The organism is Bacillus sp. FSL W8-0920 (genome assembly GCF_038593215.1).
Taxonomy (GTDB): Bacteria; Bacillota; Bacilli; order Bacillales; family Bacillaceae; genus Bacillus; species Bacillus pumilus.
Genome location: NZ_CP151974.1, coordinates 1783523 through 1802583, shown reverse-complemented (window position 1 = coordinate 1802583; position 19061 = coordinate 1783523). Strand labels below are relative to the sequence as shown.

At 40.4% G+C, this 19061-nt stretch carries 21 protein-coding genes; 7 read left to right on the top strand and 14 right to left on the bottom strand.

Going from position 1 to position 19061, the window contains the following annotated elements; genetic code table 11:
* Positions 1-71: 71 nt before the first annotated feature.
* Positions 72-2801, bottom strand: a complete 2730-nt coding sequence (acnA, locus tag NSS78_RS08965) for an aconitate hydratase AcnA (protein ID WP_050944896.1) — start codon at positions 2799-2801, stop codon at positions 72-74.
* A gap of 220 nt (positions 2802-3021) precedes the next feature.
* Between acnA and sspO the strand changes: the two genes are divergently transcribed.
* The 4 genes from sspO to NSS78_RS08945 all read left to right on the top strand — a co-directional run bounded on the left by sspO (position 3022) and on the right by NSS78_RS08945 (position 4524).
* On the top strand, positions 3022-3168 hold the full coding sequence (sspO, locus tag NSS78_RS08960; protein ID WP_003210995.1) for a small acid-soluble spore protein O: 147 nt from the start codon (positions 3022-3024) through the stop codon (positions 3166-3168).
* Positions 3169-3184: 16 nt separating this feature from the next.
* A complete protein-coding gene (locus tag NSS78_RS08955; protein WP_012010105.1) occupies positions 3185-3331 on the top strand; it encodes a small acid-soluble spore protein P in 147 nt (48 codons plus the stop codon).
* 102 nt (positions 3332-3433) lie between these two features.
* On the top strand, positions 3434-3835 hold the full coding sequence (locus tag NSS78_RS08950; RefSeq protein WP_050944897.1) for a spore coat protein: 402 nt from the start codon (positions 3434-3436) through the stop codon (positions 3833-3835).
* A 260-nt stretch (positions 3836-4095) separates the two neighbouring features.
* Positions 4096-4524: a DUF2621 domain-containing protein gene (locus tag NSS78_RS08945; protein WP_044141405.1), complete on the top strand. Its 429-nt coding sequence runs from the start codon at positions 4096-4098 to the stop codon at positions 4522-4524.
* 171 nt (positions 4525-4695) lie between these two features.
* On the opposite strand, the gene NSS78_RS08940 is transcribed toward NSS78_RS08945, so the two are convergent.
* Positions 4696-5178 (bottom strand): CcdC protein domain-containing protein, encoded by a 483-nt coding sequence (locus NSS78_RS08940; protein ID WP_034619875.1) that lies wholly within the window; start codon positions 5176-5178, stop codon positions 4696-4698.
* Positions 5179-5272: 94 nt separating this feature from the next.
* Positions 5273-5980, bottom strand: a complete 708-nt coding sequence (locus NSS78_RS08935) for a cytochrome c biogenesis protein CcdA (protein WP_113387035.1) — start codon at positions 5978-5980, stop codon at positions 5273-5275.
* A gap of 214 nt (positions 5981-6194) precedes the next feature.
* Here NSS78_RS08935 and NSS78_RS08930 point away from each other — a divergent pair, with 214 nt between their 5' ends.
* Positions 6195-6362 carry an aspartyl-phosphate phosphatase Spo0E family protein gene (locus NSS78_RS08930; RefSeq protein ID WP_003211291.1) on the top strand — a complete coding sequence of 56 codons (168 nt, stop codon included), beginning with the start codon at positions 6195-6197 and terminating at the stop codon, positions 6360-6362.
* A gap of 263 nt (positions 6363-6625) precedes the next feature.
* On the opposite strand, the gene NSS78_RS08925 is transcribed toward NSS78_RS08930, so the two are convergent.
* The 6 genes from NSS78_RS08925 to yneA form a co-directional block, all read right to left on the bottom strand.
* On the bottom strand, positions 6626-6844 hold the full coding sequence (locus tag NSS78_RS08925) for a YneF family protein (RefSeq protein WP_003212379.1): 219 nt from the start codon (positions 6842-6844) through the stop codon (positions 6626-6628).
* 84 nt (positions 6845-6928) lie between these two features.
* The gene (gene sirA / locus NSS78_RS08920) at positions 6929-7375 is read right to left on the bottom strand and encodes a sporulation inhibitor of replication protein SirA (RefSeq protein WP_003212113.1); all 447 of its coding nucleotides are present in this window, start codon (positions 7373-7375) and stop codon (positions 6929-6931) included.
* 198 nt (positions 7376-7573) lie between these two features.
* Entirely contained in the window at positions 7574-9577 is a 2004-nt protein-coding gene (tkt, locus tag NSS78_RS08915) for a transketolase (protein WP_137054580.1), read from the bottom strand.
* Between the two features lie 187 nt (positions 9578-9764).
* Positions 9765-9995: a DUF896 domain-containing protein gene (locus tag NSS78_RS08910; RefSeq protein ID WP_212046465.1), complete on the bottom strand. Its 231-nt coding sequence runs from the start codon at positions 9993-9995 to the stop codon at positions 9765-9767.
* Positions 9996-10064: 69 nt separating this feature from the next.
* Positions 10065-10712 (bottom strand): recombinase family protein, encoded by a 648-nt coding sequence (locus tag NSS78_RS08905; protein WP_050944902.1) that lies wholly within the window; start codon positions 10710-10712, stop codon positions 10065-10067.
* A gap of 17 nt (positions 10713-10729) precedes the next feature.
* On the bottom strand, positions 10730-11041 hold the full coding sequence (gene yneA / locus NSS78_RS08900; protein WP_003211955.1) for a cell division suppressor protein YneA: 312 nt from the start codon (positions 11039-11041) through the stop codon (positions 10730-10732).
* Positions 11042-11200: 159 nt separating this feature from the next.
* Here yneA and lexA point away from each other — a divergent pair, with 159 nt between their 5' ends.
* Complete coding sequence (gene lexA / locus NSS78_RS08895) at positions 11201-11821, top strand: transcriptional repressor LexA (protein ID WP_003212311.1); 621 nt, start codon at positions 11201-11203, stop codon at positions 11819-11821.
* Positions 11822-11866: 45 nt separating this feature from the next.
* Here lexA and NSS78_RS08890 read toward each other — a convergent pair whose 3' ends face one another.
* On the bottom strand, positions 11867-12301 hold the full coding sequence (locus NSS78_RS08890) for a hypothetical protein (protein ID WP_003212431.1): 435 nt from the start codon (positions 12299-12301) through the stop codon (positions 11867-11869).
* Between the two features lie 294 nt (positions 12302-12595).
* On the opposite strand from NSS78_RS08890, the gene NSS78_RS08885 reads away from it, so the two are divergent.
* On the top strand, positions 12596-13138 hold the full coding sequence (locus NSS78_RS08885; RefSeq protein WP_003211360.1) for an IseA DL-endopeptidase inhibitor family protein: 543 nt from the start codon (positions 12596-12598) through the stop codon (positions 13136-13138).
* Between the two features lie 32 nt (positions 13139-13170).
* On the opposite strand, the gene NSS78_RS08880 is transcribed toward NSS78_RS08885, so the two are convergent.
* The 4 genes from NSS78_RS08880 to NSS78_RS08865 form a co-directional block, all read right to left on the bottom strand.
* A complete protein-coding gene (locus NSS78_RS08880; protein ID WP_044141412.1) occupies positions 13171-14019 on the bottom strand; it encodes an STAS domain-containing protein in 849 nt (282 codons plus the stop codon).
* 148 nt (positions 14020-14167) lie between these two features.
* Complete coding sequence (locus NSS78_RS08875; protein ID WP_223251181.1) at positions 14168-14548, bottom strand: NucA/NucB deoxyribonuclease domain-containing protein; 381 nt, start codon at positions 14546-14548, stop codon at positions 14168-14170.
* Between the two features lie 262 nt (positions 14549-14810).
* Positions 14811-15719: a trypsin-like serine protease gene (locus tag NSS78_RS08870; RefSeq protein ID WP_106032497.1), complete on the bottom strand. Its 909-nt coding sequence runs from the start codon at positions 15717-15719 to the stop codon at positions 14811-14813.
* Positions 15720-15915: 196 nt separating this feature from the next.
* The gene (locus NSS78_RS08865) at positions 15916-19059 is read right to left on the bottom strand and encodes a bifunctional cytochrome P450/NADPH--P450 reductase (RefSeq protein ID WP_342468363.1); all 3144 of its coding nucleotides are present in this window, start codon (positions 19057-19059) and stop codon (positions 15916-15918) included.
* Positions 19060-19061 lie beyond the last annotated feature (2 nt).

The window sequence follows — 19061 nt, the reverse complement described above, 5'->3', positions numbered from 1 at the left end:
ATTGATCCTCCACTATTTTAAAAAAGAAGAGAAAGCTATCTAGGCGCCTTCTCTTCTTTGCTGTATGAGTATTAGTTGCTTGCCAATTTTTCACGAAGTACCATTTGAAGGATACCACCATGACGATAGTAGTCAATTTCGACTTCACTGTCAAAGCGAACAACCACTTCAAATGTTTTCTCATTGCCATCTGTATCAATTGCTTTCACAGTGACAAGATCACGTGGACGAACTGTTTCATCAACTTCAACTTCAAATGTTTCTGTTCCTGTTAGTCCATAAGTTTCTGCACTTTCTCCGTCTTTAAACTGTAAAGGAAGTACACCCATGAAGACAAGGTTACTTCTGTGGATACGCTCAAAGCTTTCAGCTAGAACGAATTTAATTCCAAGAAGGTTTGTTCCTTTTGCAGCCCAGTCACGGGAAGAACCCATTCCGTAGTCTTTACCTGCTAAAATCGCAAGACCTGTGCCATCTTCTTTATAACGCATGCATGCATCATAGATGGATGTCACTTCACCAGTTGGCCAGTACGTTGTATATCCGCCTTCTGTTCCTGGTGCGATTTGGTTCTTAATACGGATGTTTGCAAAAGTACCTCTCATCATGACATGGTGGTTACCACGGCGAGATCCATATGAGTTAAAGTCTCTAGGAGATACGCCTCTTTCTTGCAAGTATTTACCCGCAGGTGTGTCTTTACCAATCGCTCCAGCAGGAGAAATATGGTCAGTTGTCACAGAATCACCGAACTTGGCAACGACGCGCAAGCCTTTAAGCGGTTCAACTTTACCAGGTTCAACTGATAGGTTTTCAAAGAATGGCGGGTTGTCAATGTATGTGGAATTTTCATCCCATTTATACAAAGCATCATCTGTCGTTTTGATTTCATTCCAGCGGTCATTGCTGTCAAATACAGTTTCATACTCTGAACGGAAAAGTTCAGGTGTGACTGTGCTTTTCACGACACTGTTGATTTCGTCCATTGATGGCCAAATGTCATTGAAATAAACGTTCTCACCGTTTTTATCCACACCGATAGGGTCTTTTGTTAAATCAATATTCACCGTACCAGCAAGTGCATATGCCACAACTAATGGTGGAGATGCAAGGTAGTTTCCTTTCACAAGCGGATGGATACGTCCTTCAAAGTTACGGTTACCTGATAAAACAGAAGTGATCAGCAGATCATTTTCAGAGACAGCATCCTCAATTTCTTGCGCAAGCGGTCCTGAGTTACCGATACATGTTGTACAGCCATACCCAACGATGTTAAATCCAAGGTCTCTTAAGTATGGAAGAAGTCCTGAGTTCACGAGGTATCCTGTCACAACCTTAGAACCTGGCGCTAGTGACGTTTTCACGTAGTTTGGCACCTTCATGCCAAGCTCACTTGCTTTCTTCGCAACAAGACCTGCTCCGATTAAGACGTAAGGGTTTGATGTATTCGTACAGCTCGTAATCGCTGCAATCGCAATCGCACCTGTCTTCATCACAGCTTTTTCACCATTTGCTAGATCAAATTCAATTTGTTTATCCAGCTCTGATTTTTCTAATCCAAACCCTTGGTTACCAGCTGGGCTTTCGATGTGCTGATGGAACGTCTCTTTCATTTCTGAAAGTGGAATCAAATCTTGTGGACGCTTTGGACCAGATAAGTTTGATTCAATTTGAGAAAGATCAATTTCCACAACATCCGTAAAAATTGGGTCCTCTACATCTGGCGTATAGAATAAGCCATTTGCGCGAGAATATTCTTCAACGATATTAATTTGCTCTTCATCACGTCCAGTAAGGCGAAGGTAAGCAAGAGCTTCCTCATCTACTGGGAAGAATCCGCAAGTAGCCCCGTATTCAGGCGCCATATTCGCAATCGTTGCACGATCTGCTAGCGGCAGCTGTGCAACACCTGGTCCGAAGAACTCAACGAACTTGTTGACTACGCCTTTTTCACGCAGAACTTGTGTCACTTTTAATGCAAGGTCAGTTGCAGTCGTTCCGTTTGGAAGTTCTCCAACTAATTTAGCACCAATGACTTCTGGTACTGGGAAGTATGAAGGCTGACCGAGCATACCAGCTTCCGCTTCAATACCGCCAACGCCCCATCCAAGTACGCCGATACCGTTGATCATGGTTGTATGAGAGTCAGTACCAACCAATGTATCTGGGTAAGTGATGATCTCGCCATCTTCTTCAATCGCATGAACAACACTTGCAAGGTACTCTAAGTTTACTTGGTGAACAATCCCTGTTGCAGGCGGAACAGCTTGATAGTTATTAAACGCTTTCTTTGCCCAACTAAGGAAGTTATAACGCTCTGCGTTACGTTCGAATTCTAAATCCATATTAATGTTTAATGCATCTTCAGTTCCAGCTTTATCAACTTGTACTGAGTGATCAATAACAAGGTCAACTGGAATTTCAGGGTTGATTTTATCCGGATCCCCGCCTACATCTGCCATTGCTTTTCTTAATGAAGCAAGGTCAACGACGGCTGGTACACCCGTGAAGTCTTGTAAAATAACACGAGAAGGTTTAAATGGAACATCAATTTCTTTGACCTCGGCAGTTCCCCATTTTGCCAAGTTTTCAACGTGTTCCTTTTTGATCACTCTACCGTCTACTTGGCGAAGCACTGATTCTAAAAGTACCTTAATGGAATAAGGCAGCTTAGAAACATTTCCGATTCCTTGTTTCTCTAGTGCTTCTAACGAATAATAGTGATACGTTTTCCCATTTGTCGAAAACGTTTTTCTAGATTGAAAAGCGTCTTGTTTAGCGACTTGCTGCTGTTTCGACATATCCAAAATCCCCCTTTTGATGATCAAGATCAATTTCAATTCTCAGAAAAATCGTCGTATTTCACCACAATTTTCTCACAATTTCATCTTAAAACAAATTCATACATAAGTAAATAACAATGCTTTTATTAAATTCAATAAGTTTATCTTATCACTAGGAAATGATTACTGTTCATAATCCAAGCAGGGCAGGTTCATACTACAATTGAGGTGATAGAACATGACAAAACGTAAAGCAAATCATGTGATTGACGGCATGAATGCAGCCAAAAGCCAAGGTAATGGTGCAGGCTATATTGAAAATGACCAACTCGTTTTAACAGAAGAACAAAGACAAAACAATAAAAAACGTAAAAAAAACCAATAGGAAAGGAGCAAGCATCATGACGAATAAAAACACAGGAAAAGACATCCGTCAAAACTCGCCTAAGGAGCATCAAAGCGGACAGCCTGAGCCATTATCAGGCAGTAAAAAAGTAAAAAACCGCAACCATACAAGACAAAAGCACAATTCTCATCACGATATGTAAACATTCTCCTCTCATCCCGTGGCAAAACGGAATGTTTTAGGTCTTTCACACATTTCAGTTCTCAACATATCATTTATTATGAGATGTGATGGAGGAGTGTCTATGGAGAATGAAAAGCAATCGAATTCCTCTGATTTTCTAGAAATAGATGATTGGCTCAATGTTTTAATGGATGATCCATTTGCCTGGTATGATGAACACCTCCCAATTGACCTTTATGAAACAAGCCGTGATTATATTATTGAGATTGATGTCTCCACCCTATCGATCACCGATGTAAAGCTGACCTTCGCTGGACATGAGCTGACTCTCTGTTGCACGGTACAAAAGCCAAATGTTGAAGGCGAACAGCCAATTGAAAAAAGTGTCATGCTCCCTTTTTATTTGAACGACAAAGAGATTGAAACAGAATACGAAAACCGAATCATTTCGATAAGAATTAAAAAAAGTTCCGACCATCCACGCGGGGCATTTTCCTTTCAAATCCCGCACTTCAAACATTAAGAGCCCACCTTCATTTGGTGGGCTCTCTTCCGTTCGTGTCAAGTCAATACCTTTTGCGAACCACCATGGCCAAATAGTAGAGTCGCTATATGATAAGGTATTCTTTTTCTACTAGATGGTTTGGGTCTTTCTAGTAAATGGGCAGTTATGAATGAAAAAAGGCGTTCATAGAGATGAGAGACATACATTTTTGTTATTTTCTTCTATCATCGCTTCATGTAAAATAAGATAGAGAGACAAGGGGTATAAGGAGTGAGAACATGTTAAGCGGCTGGTTTTTGTGGTTCATTTTATTTTGGGGTACGGTGATGATCGGATTACTCGCAATCGGTGGCTTTTTTATGTTTCGCAAATTTTTAAAACGATTGCCGAAGGAAGATGGGAAATCAGAGCTTGATTGGCAGGATGAATATATTCAAAAGAGCCTCCACCTATGGCGGGAAGAAGACAAACAGCTTTTAAATGAGCTTGTATTACCTGTTCCAGAGCTGTTTAGAGATGTCGCCAAAGAAAAAATTGCAGGAAAAATTGGCGAGCTGGCTTTAAAAGAACAAGCTGCCAGCATTAATTTAGACTTAATCATTCGCGGCTATATTATCGCTACACCAAAGCGTGATCATAAGTTTTTATTGAAGCGCCTTCAAGAAAAAAACATCGATCATACGCCATATGAGGCGTTATTAAAATAACCTCCTTTATAAAAAGGAGGTTCAGCGTGTAGACAAACCCTCGCATTCTTTGTCAGTCTGTGCGCTGGTGCTCACCCTTCCTAGACTTCAAAGGTTTTCTATCACGCTGAAAAGAAAGAAGACAAAGGGCTAAAATAAAGATCATTTTAGCCCTTTGTCAACAATCTGGGTTTAATTCATTTGAACCTGCTGCGGATCTAATTGCTTAGACAGCTTTCTAAACGACAAATACATGGCAACGCGCCAAGGTACAATCATACCAAAGGCAAGTATCCAAAACATTCCGCTTAGAGAGCCATAATCAATAGAAGAACTCAGGATCGTCTTCATCCCGATACGAAGAACAAGAAGTCCAATGAGAATAAATACAAATGCTTTTGACCGCTTTAAGTAAATCTCGTTCCCTCTAATTTCAAACTTCGATGTTTTGATTAAAAAGATGGAGAAAAACATCCCCACTGTGATCGCTTCAAGAAATTCAGCCCCAGTTACCTGAAACATTGGAACAAAAAACATCAGTGCACCAGTGCTCATAAAAATAGGAGGTAATATAATTTTTTTCGCGGTTGCCGGTTTCGCAGATGACTTAATGCGAATAAACATGACGGCTACCGCCATACATATTGCAATTATAGAAGAGATTAAGACCATCATATCAAATCATTCCTTTATTCTTTAAGGTCAGCCTATGTATAATATACTCCAATTGACGAAAAAAAACCATTCGCCGCGACTGTAGAAAACGATTTCAAAAGCCTGTAAATCCGCCAAACAAGGATGAGAACATGATGATAATCCATGTGAGGAGATCAAAGAACAGCAATATCCCTACCACAATCATAATGATCCCGCCAATTTTCATGATGAGCTGCTGACGCTTTCTGATCCAAGCCATTTTCGTAATGAAAAAGGAGAGAACAAAAAAGGGAACGCCAAATCCAAATACATACGCAATCATATAAGGCACAGCCGACTCAGGATTGTTACTCGCCAGTGCGATAACAGCAGATAAAATAGGTCCTGTACAAGGTGTCCAACCAGCGGCAAAGCCCATTCCTATGAGAATCGATCCAAAAAAACCAGCAGGTCGGTTTTTGAACTGCATTCTCTTTTCGCCCATGAGGAAAGAAGGCTGAAATACACCAAGCGTCATAAAACCAAAGAAAATAATGAGGATAGCTCCAACCTGGCGAATCGCTTGATGGTAATCATCAAAAAACTTCCCAACAAACGATGTCCCAAAGCCTATCGCAATAAAGATAATAGAGAAACCAATTAAAAAGAATAAGGTATGAAGCAGACTTCTTCTTCTCAGCATCACCTTCTCAGATTTCACTTCATCCATACTAACGCCCGTAATATAAGATAAAAACGCTGGATAAAGCGGTAGACAGCACGGTGAGATAAAAGAAAGGAATCCTGCTCCGAAAGCTAAAAAGTAATTCAAATCTGTCAAAAGAACACCCCCTTCTTACAATATACAATAAGAGATGACAAAATCATTTCATTTTTTTTACATCCTCTCAATAAAGATGGTCTATTCTCTTAAAACCTTATATAATTTAATTTGACATCGAGATAACGAATCCTTTAAATTTGAAAATAAACCTGAAAATGGATATAATAGAATCGATTCTTTTTATCAAGATTTGCATGAAAGGAACATGACTTTGGTAAAAACATCATTATTAACTCAAATCGAAGAAAAAAGAGAAGAGCTGATGAAAGTTGTGATGCACAATGGGATGACATCAACAGTGACCATCGAACATAGCCAGCAGCTAGATCATCTCCTCTTACAATATCAACGACACTTACACTCAAACTCAGCCAACTAATCATATCTCATGATATTTATCATGCTGCACGATTTTTAGAACAGTTGATATGTGTGACCATAAACGAAACAAAAACCTCTGATAACAGGGGTTTTTGTTTTTTTACAGGAAGCTGACGCCAAAATAAAAACCACCTTCCCTGCTTCATTTAGGCAAGTACAGTGGTTTTAAAGCGTCTGATGAAGGTGAATTCAATAAAGAAAGGACAACGCTTGTCCATTCTTTATAACCATGTTCCATCTATGATCATAATATCGTACGTATTATTTCGCTTGGTTGTTCATGGCTTTCATCATTTGATTGATTTTCTTCTGGGACGGTTTCATGCCCATTTGCATCATCATCATTCGAAGCATTTGTTCATTAATTGGTGGATTCTTTTTCAAGTAGCTCATCATATACTTACGAGCAATAAAGAATCCGAGTGCAACTCCTGCAAGCAGTGCAACAACGCCTACAAGGATGACAACCCATAAATCCATAATTCTTCCTCCTTCATGTTGTCTCGTATAAAGTGTACTAAACAAAAGGCTATTATACAACATTTCACGTTCAATTTTATTTTTTTAAACAAAATTCCTCACTTTTACCGGATTGAGCCACCCGTGCTTCTTTGAACCGAAGTCCATCGCAAGGAAGCAAGGACTAATTTTTCTCAGCACTTCAAAAAACACTGCTTCTGCTTCATAACTACCGGTGGCAGACATTTGGATATAACGATCTTTTATGATAAATGCAGCCGTTCCTTTTCCATCAGGTAAGGAAGCGCTGTATATCGAGCCAATTTGTGTATAGTGAACGTTCGTTAAGTTGTTCATTAATCGCTGATGCATATGAAAAGCAGGGATTCGTTTCGTCACGTAATCCACTTGTTTCACAAGCATCACCAATTCATCTTCCGTGCGGTTCGTCCAGTGTAACGACTCAAACAAATGAAACAAAATTGATTCTCTGCCAAAATAATGATGCGCAAATTCATCCTCAATCCAATAAATATAATAATGGCGTTCCATGTCTATCCCTTCCTTTCACATTTCGTCAATCTCGTATATTGCTTGTATTATACAAAAATGTGAAAGAAAGAATTGTCTATATATGAAGCAAGAAGAAACTAGTTTTGTCAAAAAAACAAGAAAAAAGAAAAAAGTTTGCAGAGCGGATGAAAATGCTCTGCAAACAGATGAAAAAAAGCATGATGCTTGGAGACTTCGTTATTTGTTCAGCTTCGCTTTCACACGGCTGACGACATTGCTGACCGTGAAGCCGTATTTCTCAATAATGGTTTCACCAGGTGCAGAAGCGCCAAATTTATCAATGGCAATTACGTCACCATCAAGACCAGTGTAACGCTCCCAGCCAAGTGAAGCCCCCATTTCAATCGCAATACGAGCCCGCACTGCTGTAGGAAGGACTGATTCTTTGTATTCGTCTGACTGCTGATCGAAACGATCCCATGCAGGAAGACTGACAACAGATGCGCGGATTCCTTCTTTCTCAAGTGCTTTTTGCGCTTCAATCGCTAAACCGACTTCTGATCCAGATGCGAGTAGAAGTGCTTCTGGCTGCGCATCAGCAGCTTCAACGACGACGTATCCACCCTTTTCTACTCCCTCATATGCCTTCTCAGGTGCTTGGTCAATCGTTGGAAGGTTTTGACGAGTCAGAACTAGTGCTGTCGGTTTATCAGTTGAAGATACAGCAAGTTTCCACGCTGCAGCTGTTTCGTTTCCATCCGCAGGGCGAATGACAGAAAGGTTCGGCATCGCACGTAATGAAGCAAGCTGTTCAACCGGCTCATGCGTCGGACCATCTTCACCAACAGCGATACTGTCATGAGTAAAGACATAAGTGACTGGAAGTCCCATTAAGGCAGCAAGACGAATCGCTGGTCTTAAGTAATCTGAGAAAACAAAGAACGTTCCGCCGAATACACGAAGGCCGCCGTGAAGCGCCATACCGTTTAACGCGGCACCCATTGCAAATTCTCTGACGCCGAACCAAATGTTCTTACCAGCATAATGATCTTTACCAAAATCGTCTGTGTTTTTAATCGTTGTTTTGTTTGAACCTGCAAGGTCAGCAGACCCGCCAATGAAGAAAGGTACTTGCTTCGCAATGCCATTTAATACTTCGCCTGAAGAAGCGCGGGAGGCAAGACTTGAACCTGCTTCATAAACAGGAACCTCTTGATCCCAATTCTCAGGAAGCTTTCCTTCAATCGCAAGCTGCAATTGAGCTGCAAGCTCAGGGTATTCTTTTTCATATTGCGCAAATAATTCATTCCAAGCTGCTTCTTTTTTCTGACCAGCGTCTTTTACAGCTTCTTTGAAATGATCGTACACTTCAGAAGGTACATGGAAATCTTCTTCAAACGTCCAAGAGTAAGCTTCCTTCGTCAGCTTGGCTTCGTCGCTGCCAAGTGGTGCACCATGCACACCAGAAGTTCCTGCACGGTTTGGCGATCCGAAACCGATTGTTGTTTTCACTTCAATCAGTGTAGGTCTGTCTGTGCTTTGTTTTGCCTTTTCGATAGCAGCCGTCACTTCTTCAATGTTGTTGCCGTCTTTCACATAAAGAACTTCCCAGTTCATCGCTTCAAAACGATTCTTCACATTTTCAGAGAATGAACGATCTAGGTCGCCATCTAAAGAAATATCATTTGAATCATAAAGGACAATTAAACGGCCTAAGCCTAAATGACCAGCAAGGGAAGCAGCTTCAGAGGAAATTCCCTCCATTAAGTCTCCATCTCCGCAAATGCTGTATGTATAGTGATCTACAACATTAAAGTTGTCTTTGTTATACGTTTCCGCAAGATGTCTTTCTGCAAGTGCCATACCAACTGCCATGGCAATCCCCTGTCCTAAAGGACCTGTTGTAGCATCGACGCCCTCTGTATGTCCAAATTCAGGATGTCCAGGTGTTTTGCTACCCCATTGGCGGAATTGTTTTAGATCATCGATGCTCAGGTTGTATCCGCTTAAATGAAGCATGCTATATAGAAGCATAGAACCATGTCCCGCAGATAAAACAAAACGGTCTCTGTTAAACCAATTTGGGTTTTGCGGACTTACGTTTAAGTGATTCGTCCATAAAGCGTATGCCATTGGCGCAGCACCCATCGGCATTCCAGGGTGGCCGGAATTCGCTTTTTCAATTGCGTCTATGGAGAGAGTACGTATTGTTGCAATAGATTTCAATTCAATCGTTTCCATATAAATCCCCTTCCGTATCTTGTGTACACCATTATCATAAATCTACTGTCCTTTTTTCACAACTATTTCACGCTGAAAAAGAGTGATTTTGTCACATTTAGTTTATCGATCACCTAAAAAGTTATGCAAATATGAAAAAAGATGAGAATATCCTTCCCATCTTTTCAAAATTCAAGAAACCGAAAACTTAATGAAGGTTTTGATCTCTTTCTCTTTTTAATTTTTCTGGTGTGACATCGTTTCCTTCAGGGTCAACGATTTTCACGGTTTTAAGTGTATTTTTCATAGAAGAACGAAAAGCTTTTAAATACTCTTCTCTTAATTGCTTTTGTTCTGTTTTTTCATCGTCTGACAAACCGGTCTCTTTTGACTTTTTTGAAAGCTCATTGATTCTTGCAAGCTGATTTTTAGAAATCATGACTAACTCCTTTAAAGCATTTTCTCTACATACTACTAAATATCAATCATTTTGACAACAAATCAAGCTTTAGGTGGTCAGACCTTTTTCATATTCTTGATACCTTCTATGGACCGTTGCTTTTGAAATGTCGAAACCTAGTGCCTGAAGAGTTGCTGCGATTTCTACGAAGGTCATGTTATTTTTTCTTAATCGAACAATTTCTGAAATCGGCACTTCAATACGCTCACGACCAGGCGCATGATCCTGCTGTTTTAAATTCAGTTCGGGCTGATACCCGCGTTCTACGGCTCTTCTCATTCCCCGCTTGATTTTCAGGTTATGAATTTTTCGTTGATACTCTTCAACGACTCCTACGATCTCAATCACCATTTCATCTGCTTCTGAAAGCTCAAGTTCGCCTCTATGAAACGTACTGTACACCTTCACATTCTCTTTAAAAAGACAATGAAGAAGCGCAATTTTTGCTTGTCCTCTTCCGAGACGTGTTTCATCCTGGATAAGAACAGCATCAATTGACTCTTCTTTTAGTGTAGCTAGCATATCAAACACACCATCGCGATCTAGATCATACCCGCTTGCTTTTTCTTTAATGACTTTAACCACATTCATCTTGTGCATAGCAGCTAAAGCTAGCAATTCTTCTTCTTGTCTCTTCAGTGAGGTTTCCTGCTCTTCTTTGACAGTGCTTACTCTCGCATAGATGATTGCATTCATGTCTTCAATCGACCTTTCTACTGTACTGTTGCAAGTTGATATACGACTGGATGCTCTTTTTTGACTGGTATGACAAGGATATCACCAGGCTGGATTTCTGTTGAAGCAAGATCGTTGTGCTGAGTGACCCAGTCAATAAACGCATTTTTATCGATTGATTTGCTGTCGTTTACTTGATCAGCTAACCCCCAAAGAGTATCCCCTGATTGAACTTCTATTTTAACATACTGATTTGGATCATTATGGCTTGTGACTGCAATAAGTGAGAGAAATATGCCAACGATGAATGAGAATACCCCAATAAAAATAATAGATTCTTTTAACCTCATAATGTCATCTCTCCTAATAGAATGTGCGTTCGTTCTTTCTGACACTTATTATAAATACGAACAAACGTTTCTGTCAAACGTTTTTTTCGAACCTATGTTTGTACTGTTAGGAAAAACATGCTATAATTTCTTTAAAATTGACGTTTTGAGGTGCAAAAGATGACGAAGCTATCAAAAAGACAACTCGATATCCTGACATTCATCAAAGAAGAAGTAAAAAGCAAGGGCTATCCCCCATCCGTTCGTGAAATTGGAGAAGCTGTCGGTCTAGCATCCAGTTCAACGGTTCATGGACATTTAGCTAGACTAGAAACGAAGGGCTTAATTAGAAGAGACCCGACAAAACCTAGAGCGATCGAAGTACTAGATGAAGAGGAAATGAATATTCCAAAGAGTGCTGTAATGAACGTACCAGTCATCGGAAAAGTAACAGCAGGCCTGCCTATTACGGCTGTTGAGAATGTAGAAGAGTACTTCCCTCTTCCAGAGACTTTTGCAGCACCAGATGAACAAGTATTTATGCTTGAAATTATGGGAGAAAGTATGATTGACGCAGGAATTTTGGACAAGGACTATGTCATTGTGCGTCAGCAAAGCACTGCTAACAATGGAGATATTGTCGTCGCCATGACAGAGGAAGATGAAGCGACAGTGAAACGTTTCTATAAAGAAGATACACACTTTAGATTACAGCCAGAAAATCCATCTATGGAACCGATTATTTTACAGAATGTAAGTATACTAGGTAAAGTGATTGGCGTCTTTAGAAATATTCACTAAAAAAAGCCGGTATTTCATCAGTTAATGATGAGAACCGGCTTTTTTTTATGAACAAGAATAGGCAAGAATACTCGAGCTTGGGAAGGAACCAAATGTAAAGTTCGGCCAAATAAAGCCAGTTGTTCTCCCGAAAGGCTGTGAAGATAGAACATACATTAAAAATACTTGACCGTTTCTCATAAACACAATCGTCCACCTTCTATTACATCCCGCGGCAAATTGAACCGATTGCTGACCTCCACCTGTTTGCCCTGAAATAAGTGACTGCATGCTTTGAGGCTGTGATAATGCTTGCTGATATTGCGAAACGATATGCTGTGGTGGGGCTGGCGGGGCTGATCCACTAGATCCGGGCCCAGTGCCTCCTCCTCCGATTGGAAACCCTGGAAATCCTCCAACTTGAGAAGGGAGCGACGGCCAACCTTGCATCTGCCTATCATATGAGTACCCATTCCACATACCTTCATACGGATAATACATATTCAACACCACTTTCTTAGACATTCATCACGATAGTATATGTCATAAATGAAAAAGCGTGTTGAACGTCCAAACAGAAACTTTTCCAAAAAACGTTTTGTTCTTCTTTAGAACGGTTAAATAGTAGATATAAAGAAAAAATAAAAAAATGAAAACTTTTTGCCACCCTCAAACGTTATATATATAGAAAGAAAAGAAATAAAAAACATTTCAATTTAATACTTGTAATATCACTGTAATTATTGTAACATTTGTAACATAAGAAGTTTTCATTGAGAAAAGGAGGCAATCGCCTTGAAAAAATTATTCGTTTTATTAACTGCTATTATGCTTATGATCTCATTACAATCTACAACATTGGCCGCTTCTAAAAAACCAGCCACTTTGACAAATAAAGAAGCGTTACATATTGCCCTTGATGCACGGGAACACTTTTGGAGTGCGATGTCAGGCTACAAAATTAATGAACATTCTGATTACAAATTAAAATCATTTAGCTATAAAGACATGACTTACAACTATCTTTCTAAAACATTTGATACAAAGAAAAAACTAAACAGCTACCTATCTCAAGTTTTCACAAAAGAAGCCATCAATCAAGGTTTAAAAGACTACCAGTTCATTGTTCATAAAGGCAAAATGGCTGTTCCAGTCGGCGACGGAGACAATATGCTTAATTGGGATAAAGCGACACCTAAACTTGTCTCTAAAAAACAAACAGTCCGCACATATGAATTCACTGTCCCAACACTTGATGGACGCAAAGTACAAAGAACGGTTACGTTCGAAAAAGGACAAAAAGATTGGAAAGTCACTAAAATTGACGCTGTTATCTAAATAAAAACCAGGCCATTCAATCGGCCTGGTTTTTATATTGAAGTAAATTCAGTCATGCGGTCTAAGGCGTGAGCAAGTGATGATGCCGTGCGAAATTCATTAAAAGGAAGCCCGAGCTGCACAGCGGTTTGGGCAATTTCTGGTCTGATTCCTGAAATAGTTGTCTCTACTCCAATTAACCGAAGTGATGTGACAAGATCAAAGATTTGATGAGCCACCATTGTATCAATGATGACAACGCCCGATAAATCAATACATAAATGCTGTACACCTTTTTGTGAGCACTGTTTCAGCGTATTTTCTAAAATAATCTTCGCTCTCGCTGTATCAATATCACCTACTAACGGCAATAACGCAATATGACTTTTTAAGACAATGACAGGTGAGCTCAGCTCGTAAATCATGTCTCTTTGTGCCACGAGCTTCCTCGTTGTATTTTTCACATATTGCTGGATGAACATATGAATGGAAATATTAAACGCCTCTGAAATTAAATCATACCAATAAAAGATGCGGTCAATATCAATTTCATCTTGACGCTGTTTAATAAATTCTTTTAAGTAATGAAGGACCACTCTTTGATTGGACATGTATTCTCTCACAACATAATCTAATGGTGTGTTTAAATGCTTTGGGTCACTGGCTAAGTCTTCAGACCACTTTTTAAACTCAGTATGTAAATACGTCTTGTCTTCAATAAGAGCACGTATAAAATGCTGGTAATAATCTTGATTTTGCCGTTTTAGCTCTGATATGATGCTGGAATCTGTTGAACGATATATTGATTCTGGATCATCATCTTCAATTGAATCATACCAAGTTTCAGTCAGTTTCTCTGCATGTTGCATGAAATAATCGTATAATGCACGGTTCTTATCCATAAGCATATGTCCCTTCACATTTTCTTCTTGTCTGTCTTTGTACCTTATAGGATCCATTGTACCACTGAATCTTTTGCCCCTGCTAGCTCCAATACGCTCTGATCATCATCAAAAAAGGCACCTACTCACAGGCGCCTCTCTTTTAGTTTTATTTCACAATAAATAAAATTCTTTTCCCATCAGGATACCCGCTCATCTGGTGTCCGACCCATGAGCCCGCTCCCCTATTATCAGACGGACTGACATATTGAACACTCGCCCCTTTTCCTCCTTCAAGACAAACTGCCATCGGCCACTCATCTCGGTCGAATCCAGGCTTAGTCGGAATGCCTTTTAATGATTCTTGCCTGCGGGCATCTGCTCCATTTCGGTCTATCGTACACACATCTGAATGCCCTTTTCGAATGGCTTCTTGAATATGACTGCCTGTTTCAGGGTACCGTTCCTTTGGAAATTGAATAACATGATCATATCGATCCGCACCTTTTGCCGCATGTTCCTCCCCAAATCCACCTAGCAGCGTGCCCATCCATATCACAAAGCATAAGGCGACAGCAGTAATCCAGCCTCTTCTCATCTTCAAAAATGCGTGACCTCCTCATTTTTCTCAAGTAGAATCTTGACTTAAAGGAAATGTGTCATTTTAATGTATGAGTCGTTCACGAATGACATGTGAAAAAAATGAAGAGGCTGAAAACTCAATGAATCTTTCAAGCATAGACAGATAGACACTTGTATCCACATAAAAAAGCTTGTCCCCTATGAAGGAAACAAGCTTTATGTTCTAGCTTTTATTGCGCTTTTGCATAGTTGATAAATTCAACAAAGGCAGCTGTCGCTTTCGGACCGCCATTAATCGTTCCGTTTGAATACCCTGCGTTATGAACCCCAACGATTTGCTGATTTTGATCTAGCATCGCTGAGCCTGAATTTCCGCTAAATGTATCAATCGTATAGTATGCGAGATTCGTATCTTCTCTTGTCACAGGACCTGACATCTCCCACTGCGACACCTTGCCAGTCGATCTCATTTTATCACCTGGATATCCAGAAATTTTAATCGTTGTTCCAGTTAAGTTTGTCACCTGACGGATGGAACGGTAACCGACTGTATTGCCAATGTTCGTATCTGTTTTGATCACGGCAAAATCATATTGGCTCGCACCTGTATTGATATATCCGCTTGGTACATAGAACTCTGTCATATTTGCTGACCCATTTACCGCAGTGCTATCATTCATCCCTGGATACACCGATCCTTTTGCACTATAACTTCTCGATGCTGTATTGTACACGCAGTGTCCGTTTGTCAAAATTTTGTTAGGGGCAATGAGTGTCCCCGTGCAGCTGGAGCCGCCAAATGTAATATAAGCAATTGAATTATATGGTGCTACTCTTGTATTTGCTACTTTTGTTCTACCATCGTCTCCAATGACGACTTTAGTTTGAAAGTCTTTTACATATTTTGATAGTGGTTTTACTTTTTCACCAACAGTTGAAGATAGATCATCCACTTTATCAAAGGATGAGGGGGATTTCGAATCATTGTGGAAATCACTTGAAGAGATCACCTTTCCATCAGAAGTCACCATGTCATAATCAGATGTTAGTACTGAATCCGATGCGGCATGGGCAAAACTAGGCACACTTAAAGCACCAAAAACGAGTAGAGAAGGGAGTAACATTTTCACCTTTTTCATCATATTCCTCCTTTATGTCCTATATCAAAAATGATACGATTGTTCCATATTGGAGTAAATGAGAGAATATTCTTATTTTTTACAAAATATTTCATTTTCAAATTAGGTGTTTTGTATCTTTCAAACTTTCATTCTATCGATCTCACCTCTCTTGATGAAACAGAAAAAACCGCCTAATTGGCGGTCTTCCCTCTTGTCAGCTCCATACATCTTTTACATATCTATTATTATTCGCAAGGGTTGTCAGCCAATTTTCAGCTGCTTCCTTCGAGCATTGTTTCTCGTGTTGATAGAGGTCGATCAGTGTAGCCTCTACATCTGGTGCCATGACTTTTCCGTCCCCGCACACGTAAAGATACGCACCTTGGTCAAGTAACTTGATTAACATGCCGCCGTCTTCTTTCAACAAATGCTGGACATATACTTTTTGCTCTTTGTGACGAGAATAAGCCCGGTGGATGTGGACAACTCCTTTTTGCGCTGCAAGCTGCATTTCTTCAAAATACAGATCATCTTCATGAGGGTGACGGCAGCCAAAATATAGGTGAGCTTCGCCTAGTGGTTTGCCTTCCTTCTGCCATACTTCTCTTGCCTGAACAAACCCTCTAAATGGAGCGATTCCTGTACCCGGTCCGATCATGATCATCGGAACTTCAGATGAAGGCGGCAGCTGGAATCCTGCCTGCGCTTCGTGGAGGAAGCAGGCGACTTCTTCTCCTTCCTGCAGACCGCATAAATAGTTTGATGCGACTCCGGCATATTCTCCGCGGCCGCTCCACGCTTTCCCTTTCACAACCGCCACTGTGATACTGACTCTTTTTTCATCGACCTTTGGTGAGCTAGAAATAGAATAATAGCGCGGCTTCAAACCTGGTAAAAGTGCTAAAAAGTGCACAAATGACAGCTCACATGCTTCATATTGATCTAGTAAGTCAAGCATGGTTACTCGTTTCTTTAAAATAGCTTCTTGATACGCTTCACCAGCCATTTGCTCAAGCTCCACGCGGTGAGGCGGACAAACTGTATATGCGGCGAGCTCTCTTAGCTGCGTACGTGTTGCAGGCTCTTGAAGCTCAACATGCGACACAAGTAATTCTCTCATTTGAATCGGCTGATCTAAAGGTAAATGATTTGCTTCTTTCTCAGAAGAAAGCTTGATGTGCTGCTTAGGATCTAGATTGAAGCGATTGATCACCCGCTGAACGAGTGCATCACTATTTTTCGGAACAATTCCGATATGATCCCCTTCTTTGTACTTTTTCCCTTCAGGCAATTGCAACTCAATATGTCTTGTTTGCCGCTCACTTTTTTCAGATTGTAATTCTTCATTTTTCAGTACAACAGCTGAAAAGGCACCATATGTTTTAGCCACAGGACGTTCTACTAGCTCATTGGTATAAGCAACTGAAAGCTTTGGGTTTTCTTTACCTTTTTCTTGGAAGGTGAGCTTAAATTCTTTTGCGAGCTGCTTGAAGACCGTTTTCTGAAATGCTTCTTTATCCTCATCCATATCTCCGCCTGCATCACCTTCTCCTAAATCAGCTGCACGCTTCGCACCTTTTCTTTCAAGTGCTTCATCAATGAGACGAGGAATACGCTGGTACGTACTCGCCCAATTTCGATCTCCGCATCCAAACACAGCAAACGTCACGTTTGTTAAATCCTGCTCTTTATCCTGCGTGACCCAATCCACAAATTTTTTCGCATGGTCAGGCGGATGTCCATTATATGAAGCGGTCACGATGAAGACTGCACCCTTATCTGGTAATTGACGTGTATAGTCATCAAGCGGAGCAGTGGTCACATCAAACCCTTTTGCTTTTCCTTCTTCAGCCAATTCGTTTGCGATTTGCTGCGCTGTGCCAAGATTTGATCCATATAAAACAAGCAATGGTGTACCATGACTCTCCACTTTTGACTCATCAGATTTTGTGCTTTTTTTCGCCTCGTCTTTCGGTGGTGCCATAAAGAGTTGCTGCTTTCTTGGCCGCACTTTGATTTTAAAATCGTTTGGCTTAATCGTCAGAGATTCTTTTAAATCAAGTTCATATGATGTGTGATCAATCAATTCCAGGTTGTGCAGGACCATTGCCAGTACCATTGTGGCTTCATGAAGGGCGAATTGCATGCCGATACATGCACGCTGTCCATTCCCAAAAGGCTTGTAGGCATGCTGCGGGATCTTTTCAGGGTGTAGAAACCGCTCTGGTTTAAATTCTTCCGCATCCTCTCCCCATACCGCTTGATCACGATGTAACTTAGGTAGCAGCACGGAGACACTTTGGTTCTTTTTAATCGAATATTTCCCTCCGATGACGGTGTCCTCTTTCGCATAAAAAGAGAACGTAGGCGCTGTTGGCCAGAGGCGAAGAGATTCATTTAAAACCATACGTGTGTAATTTAGTTTTTGTACCTGCTTAAATGTTGGCAGTCCGCCTTGCAGCACATCATCTGCTTCTTGGACAGCTTTCTTTAATTTTTCAGGATTCTTTAATAAGAAATAAATCGCAAAGGATAGTAGCCCGCTTGTTGTTTCGTGCCCAGCTATTAAGAAGGTAATGATTTGATAGCGAATATTTTCATCTGACAGGCGCTCTCCTGTTTCAGGGTCCTTTGCATGCAACATGAGGGACAGTAAATCATCGCCCGTTTTATCTTGTTTTTTCCGTTCTTGAATAATGTCATCTACTAATTGCTTCATAAAATCAACATTATCTTCAAATTTTTTTCTTCTTTTGATCATTAGCTTATCTGCAACCGGCAACCGGCTCGCCTGATCCATCGCTTCGCTTAAACCATTCACCATACTTGCGATGAATGGATGCTGATTTTCTTTATAAAAACTGTTAAACCTGAAATCAAAACCACAAAGTCCGATCGTATCTAAAGTAAGCTTTGTCATATCCTCTGCTACTTCAATTTCTTCATCACGGCCTGTTCTTTGCCATTTTTGTACAAGCTGTGTGGCAATATCGAGCATCATTTCATGATAGCCCTTCATGGCCTGCTGACTAAACGCCGGCATCAAGATGTGGTGAGCCTTTCTCCAGTTCGGTTCTTCTGTCCAGCTCGTAAATAACCCATCCCCTGCAAATGCTCTTACTTTATTGAGACTAGTCCCAATGTATTTATCAAAACGGCTCTCATCACATATTTCTTGGAAAAGTTCATGATTAGAAACAAAAATACTTGTTGCTTTTGAAAATTCAAACTGAAAGATCGGTCCTAATTCATCTGCCAGCCGCCAAAAGGTTTGAGAAAGCTCCCCCTTTTTGATATGGGGAATATTTTTAAAAGGTCCGTATGTTTTTGGTTTTGGAATGATTGATGTTTGTTGCATGT

Coding starts and splice junctions, on each gene's coding strand:
- acnA (WP_050944896.1), bottom strand. CDS start 2,801: ATGTCGAAACAGCAGCAAGTCGCTAAACAAGACGCTTTTCAATCTAGA.
- sspO (WP_003210995.1), top strand. CDS start 3,022: ATGACAAAACGTAAAGCAAATCATGTGATTGACGGCATGAATGCAGCC.
- NSS78_RS08955 (WP_012010105.1), top strand. CDS start 3,185: ATGACGAATAAAAACACAGGAAAAGACATCCGTCAAAACTCGCCTAAG.
- NSS78_RS08950 (WP_050944897.1), top strand. CDS start 3,434: ATGGAGAATGAAAAGCAATCGAATTCCTCTGATTTTCTAGAAATAGAT.
- NSS78_RS08945 (WP_044141405.1), top strand. CDS start 4,096: ATGTTAAGCGGCTGGTTTTTGTGGTTCATTTTATTTTGGGGTACGGTG.
- NSS78_RS08940 (WP_034619875.1), bottom strand. CDS start 5,178: ATGATGGTCTTAATCTCTTCTATAATTGCAATATGTATGGCGGTAGCC.
- NSS78_RS08925 (WP_003212379.1), bottom strand. CDS start 6,844: ATGGATTTATGGGTTGTCATCCTTGTAGGCGTTGTTGCACTGCTTGCA.
- sirA (WP_003212113.1), bottom strand. CDS start 7,375: ATGGAACGCCATTATTATATTTATTGGATTGAGGATGAATTTGCGCAT.
- tkt (WP_137054580.1), bottom strand. CDS start 9,577: ATGGAAACGATTGAATTGAAATCTATTGCAACAATACGTACTCTCTCC.
- NSS78_RS08910 (WP_212046465.1), bottom strand. CDS start 9,995: ATGATTTCTAAAAATCAGCTTGCAAGAATCAATGAGCTTTCAAAAAAG.
- NSS78_RS08905 (WP_050944902.1), bottom strand. CDS start 10,712: ATGAATGCAATCATCTATGCGAGAGTAAGCACTGTCAAAGAAGAGCAG.
- yneA (WP_003211955.1), bottom strand. CDS start 11,041: ATGAGGTTAAAAGAATCTATTATTTTTATTGGGGTATTCTCATTCATC.
- lexA (WP_003212311.1), top strand. CDS start 11,201: ATGACGAAGCTATCAAAAAGACAACTCGATATCCTGACATTCATCAAA.
- NSS78_RS08890 (WP_003212431.1), bottom strand. CDS start 12,301: ATGTATTATCCGTATGAAGGTATGTGGAATGGGTACTCATATGATAGG.
- NSS78_RS08880 (WP_044141412.1), bottom strand. CDS start 14,019: ATGGATAAGAACCGTGCATTATACGATTATTTCATGCAACATGCAGAG.
- NSS78_RS08875 (WP_223251181.1), bottom strand. CDS start 14,548: ATGGGCACGCTGCTAGGTGGATTTGGGGAGGAACATGCGGCAAAAGGT.
- NSS78_RS08870 (WP_106032497.1), bottom strand. CDS start 15,719: ATGAAAAAGGTGAAAATGTTACTCCCTTCTCTACTCGTTTTTGGTGCT.
- NSS78_RS08865 (WP_342468363.1), bottom strand. CDS start 19,059: ATGCAACAAACATCAATCATTCCAAAACCAAAAACATACGGACCTTTT.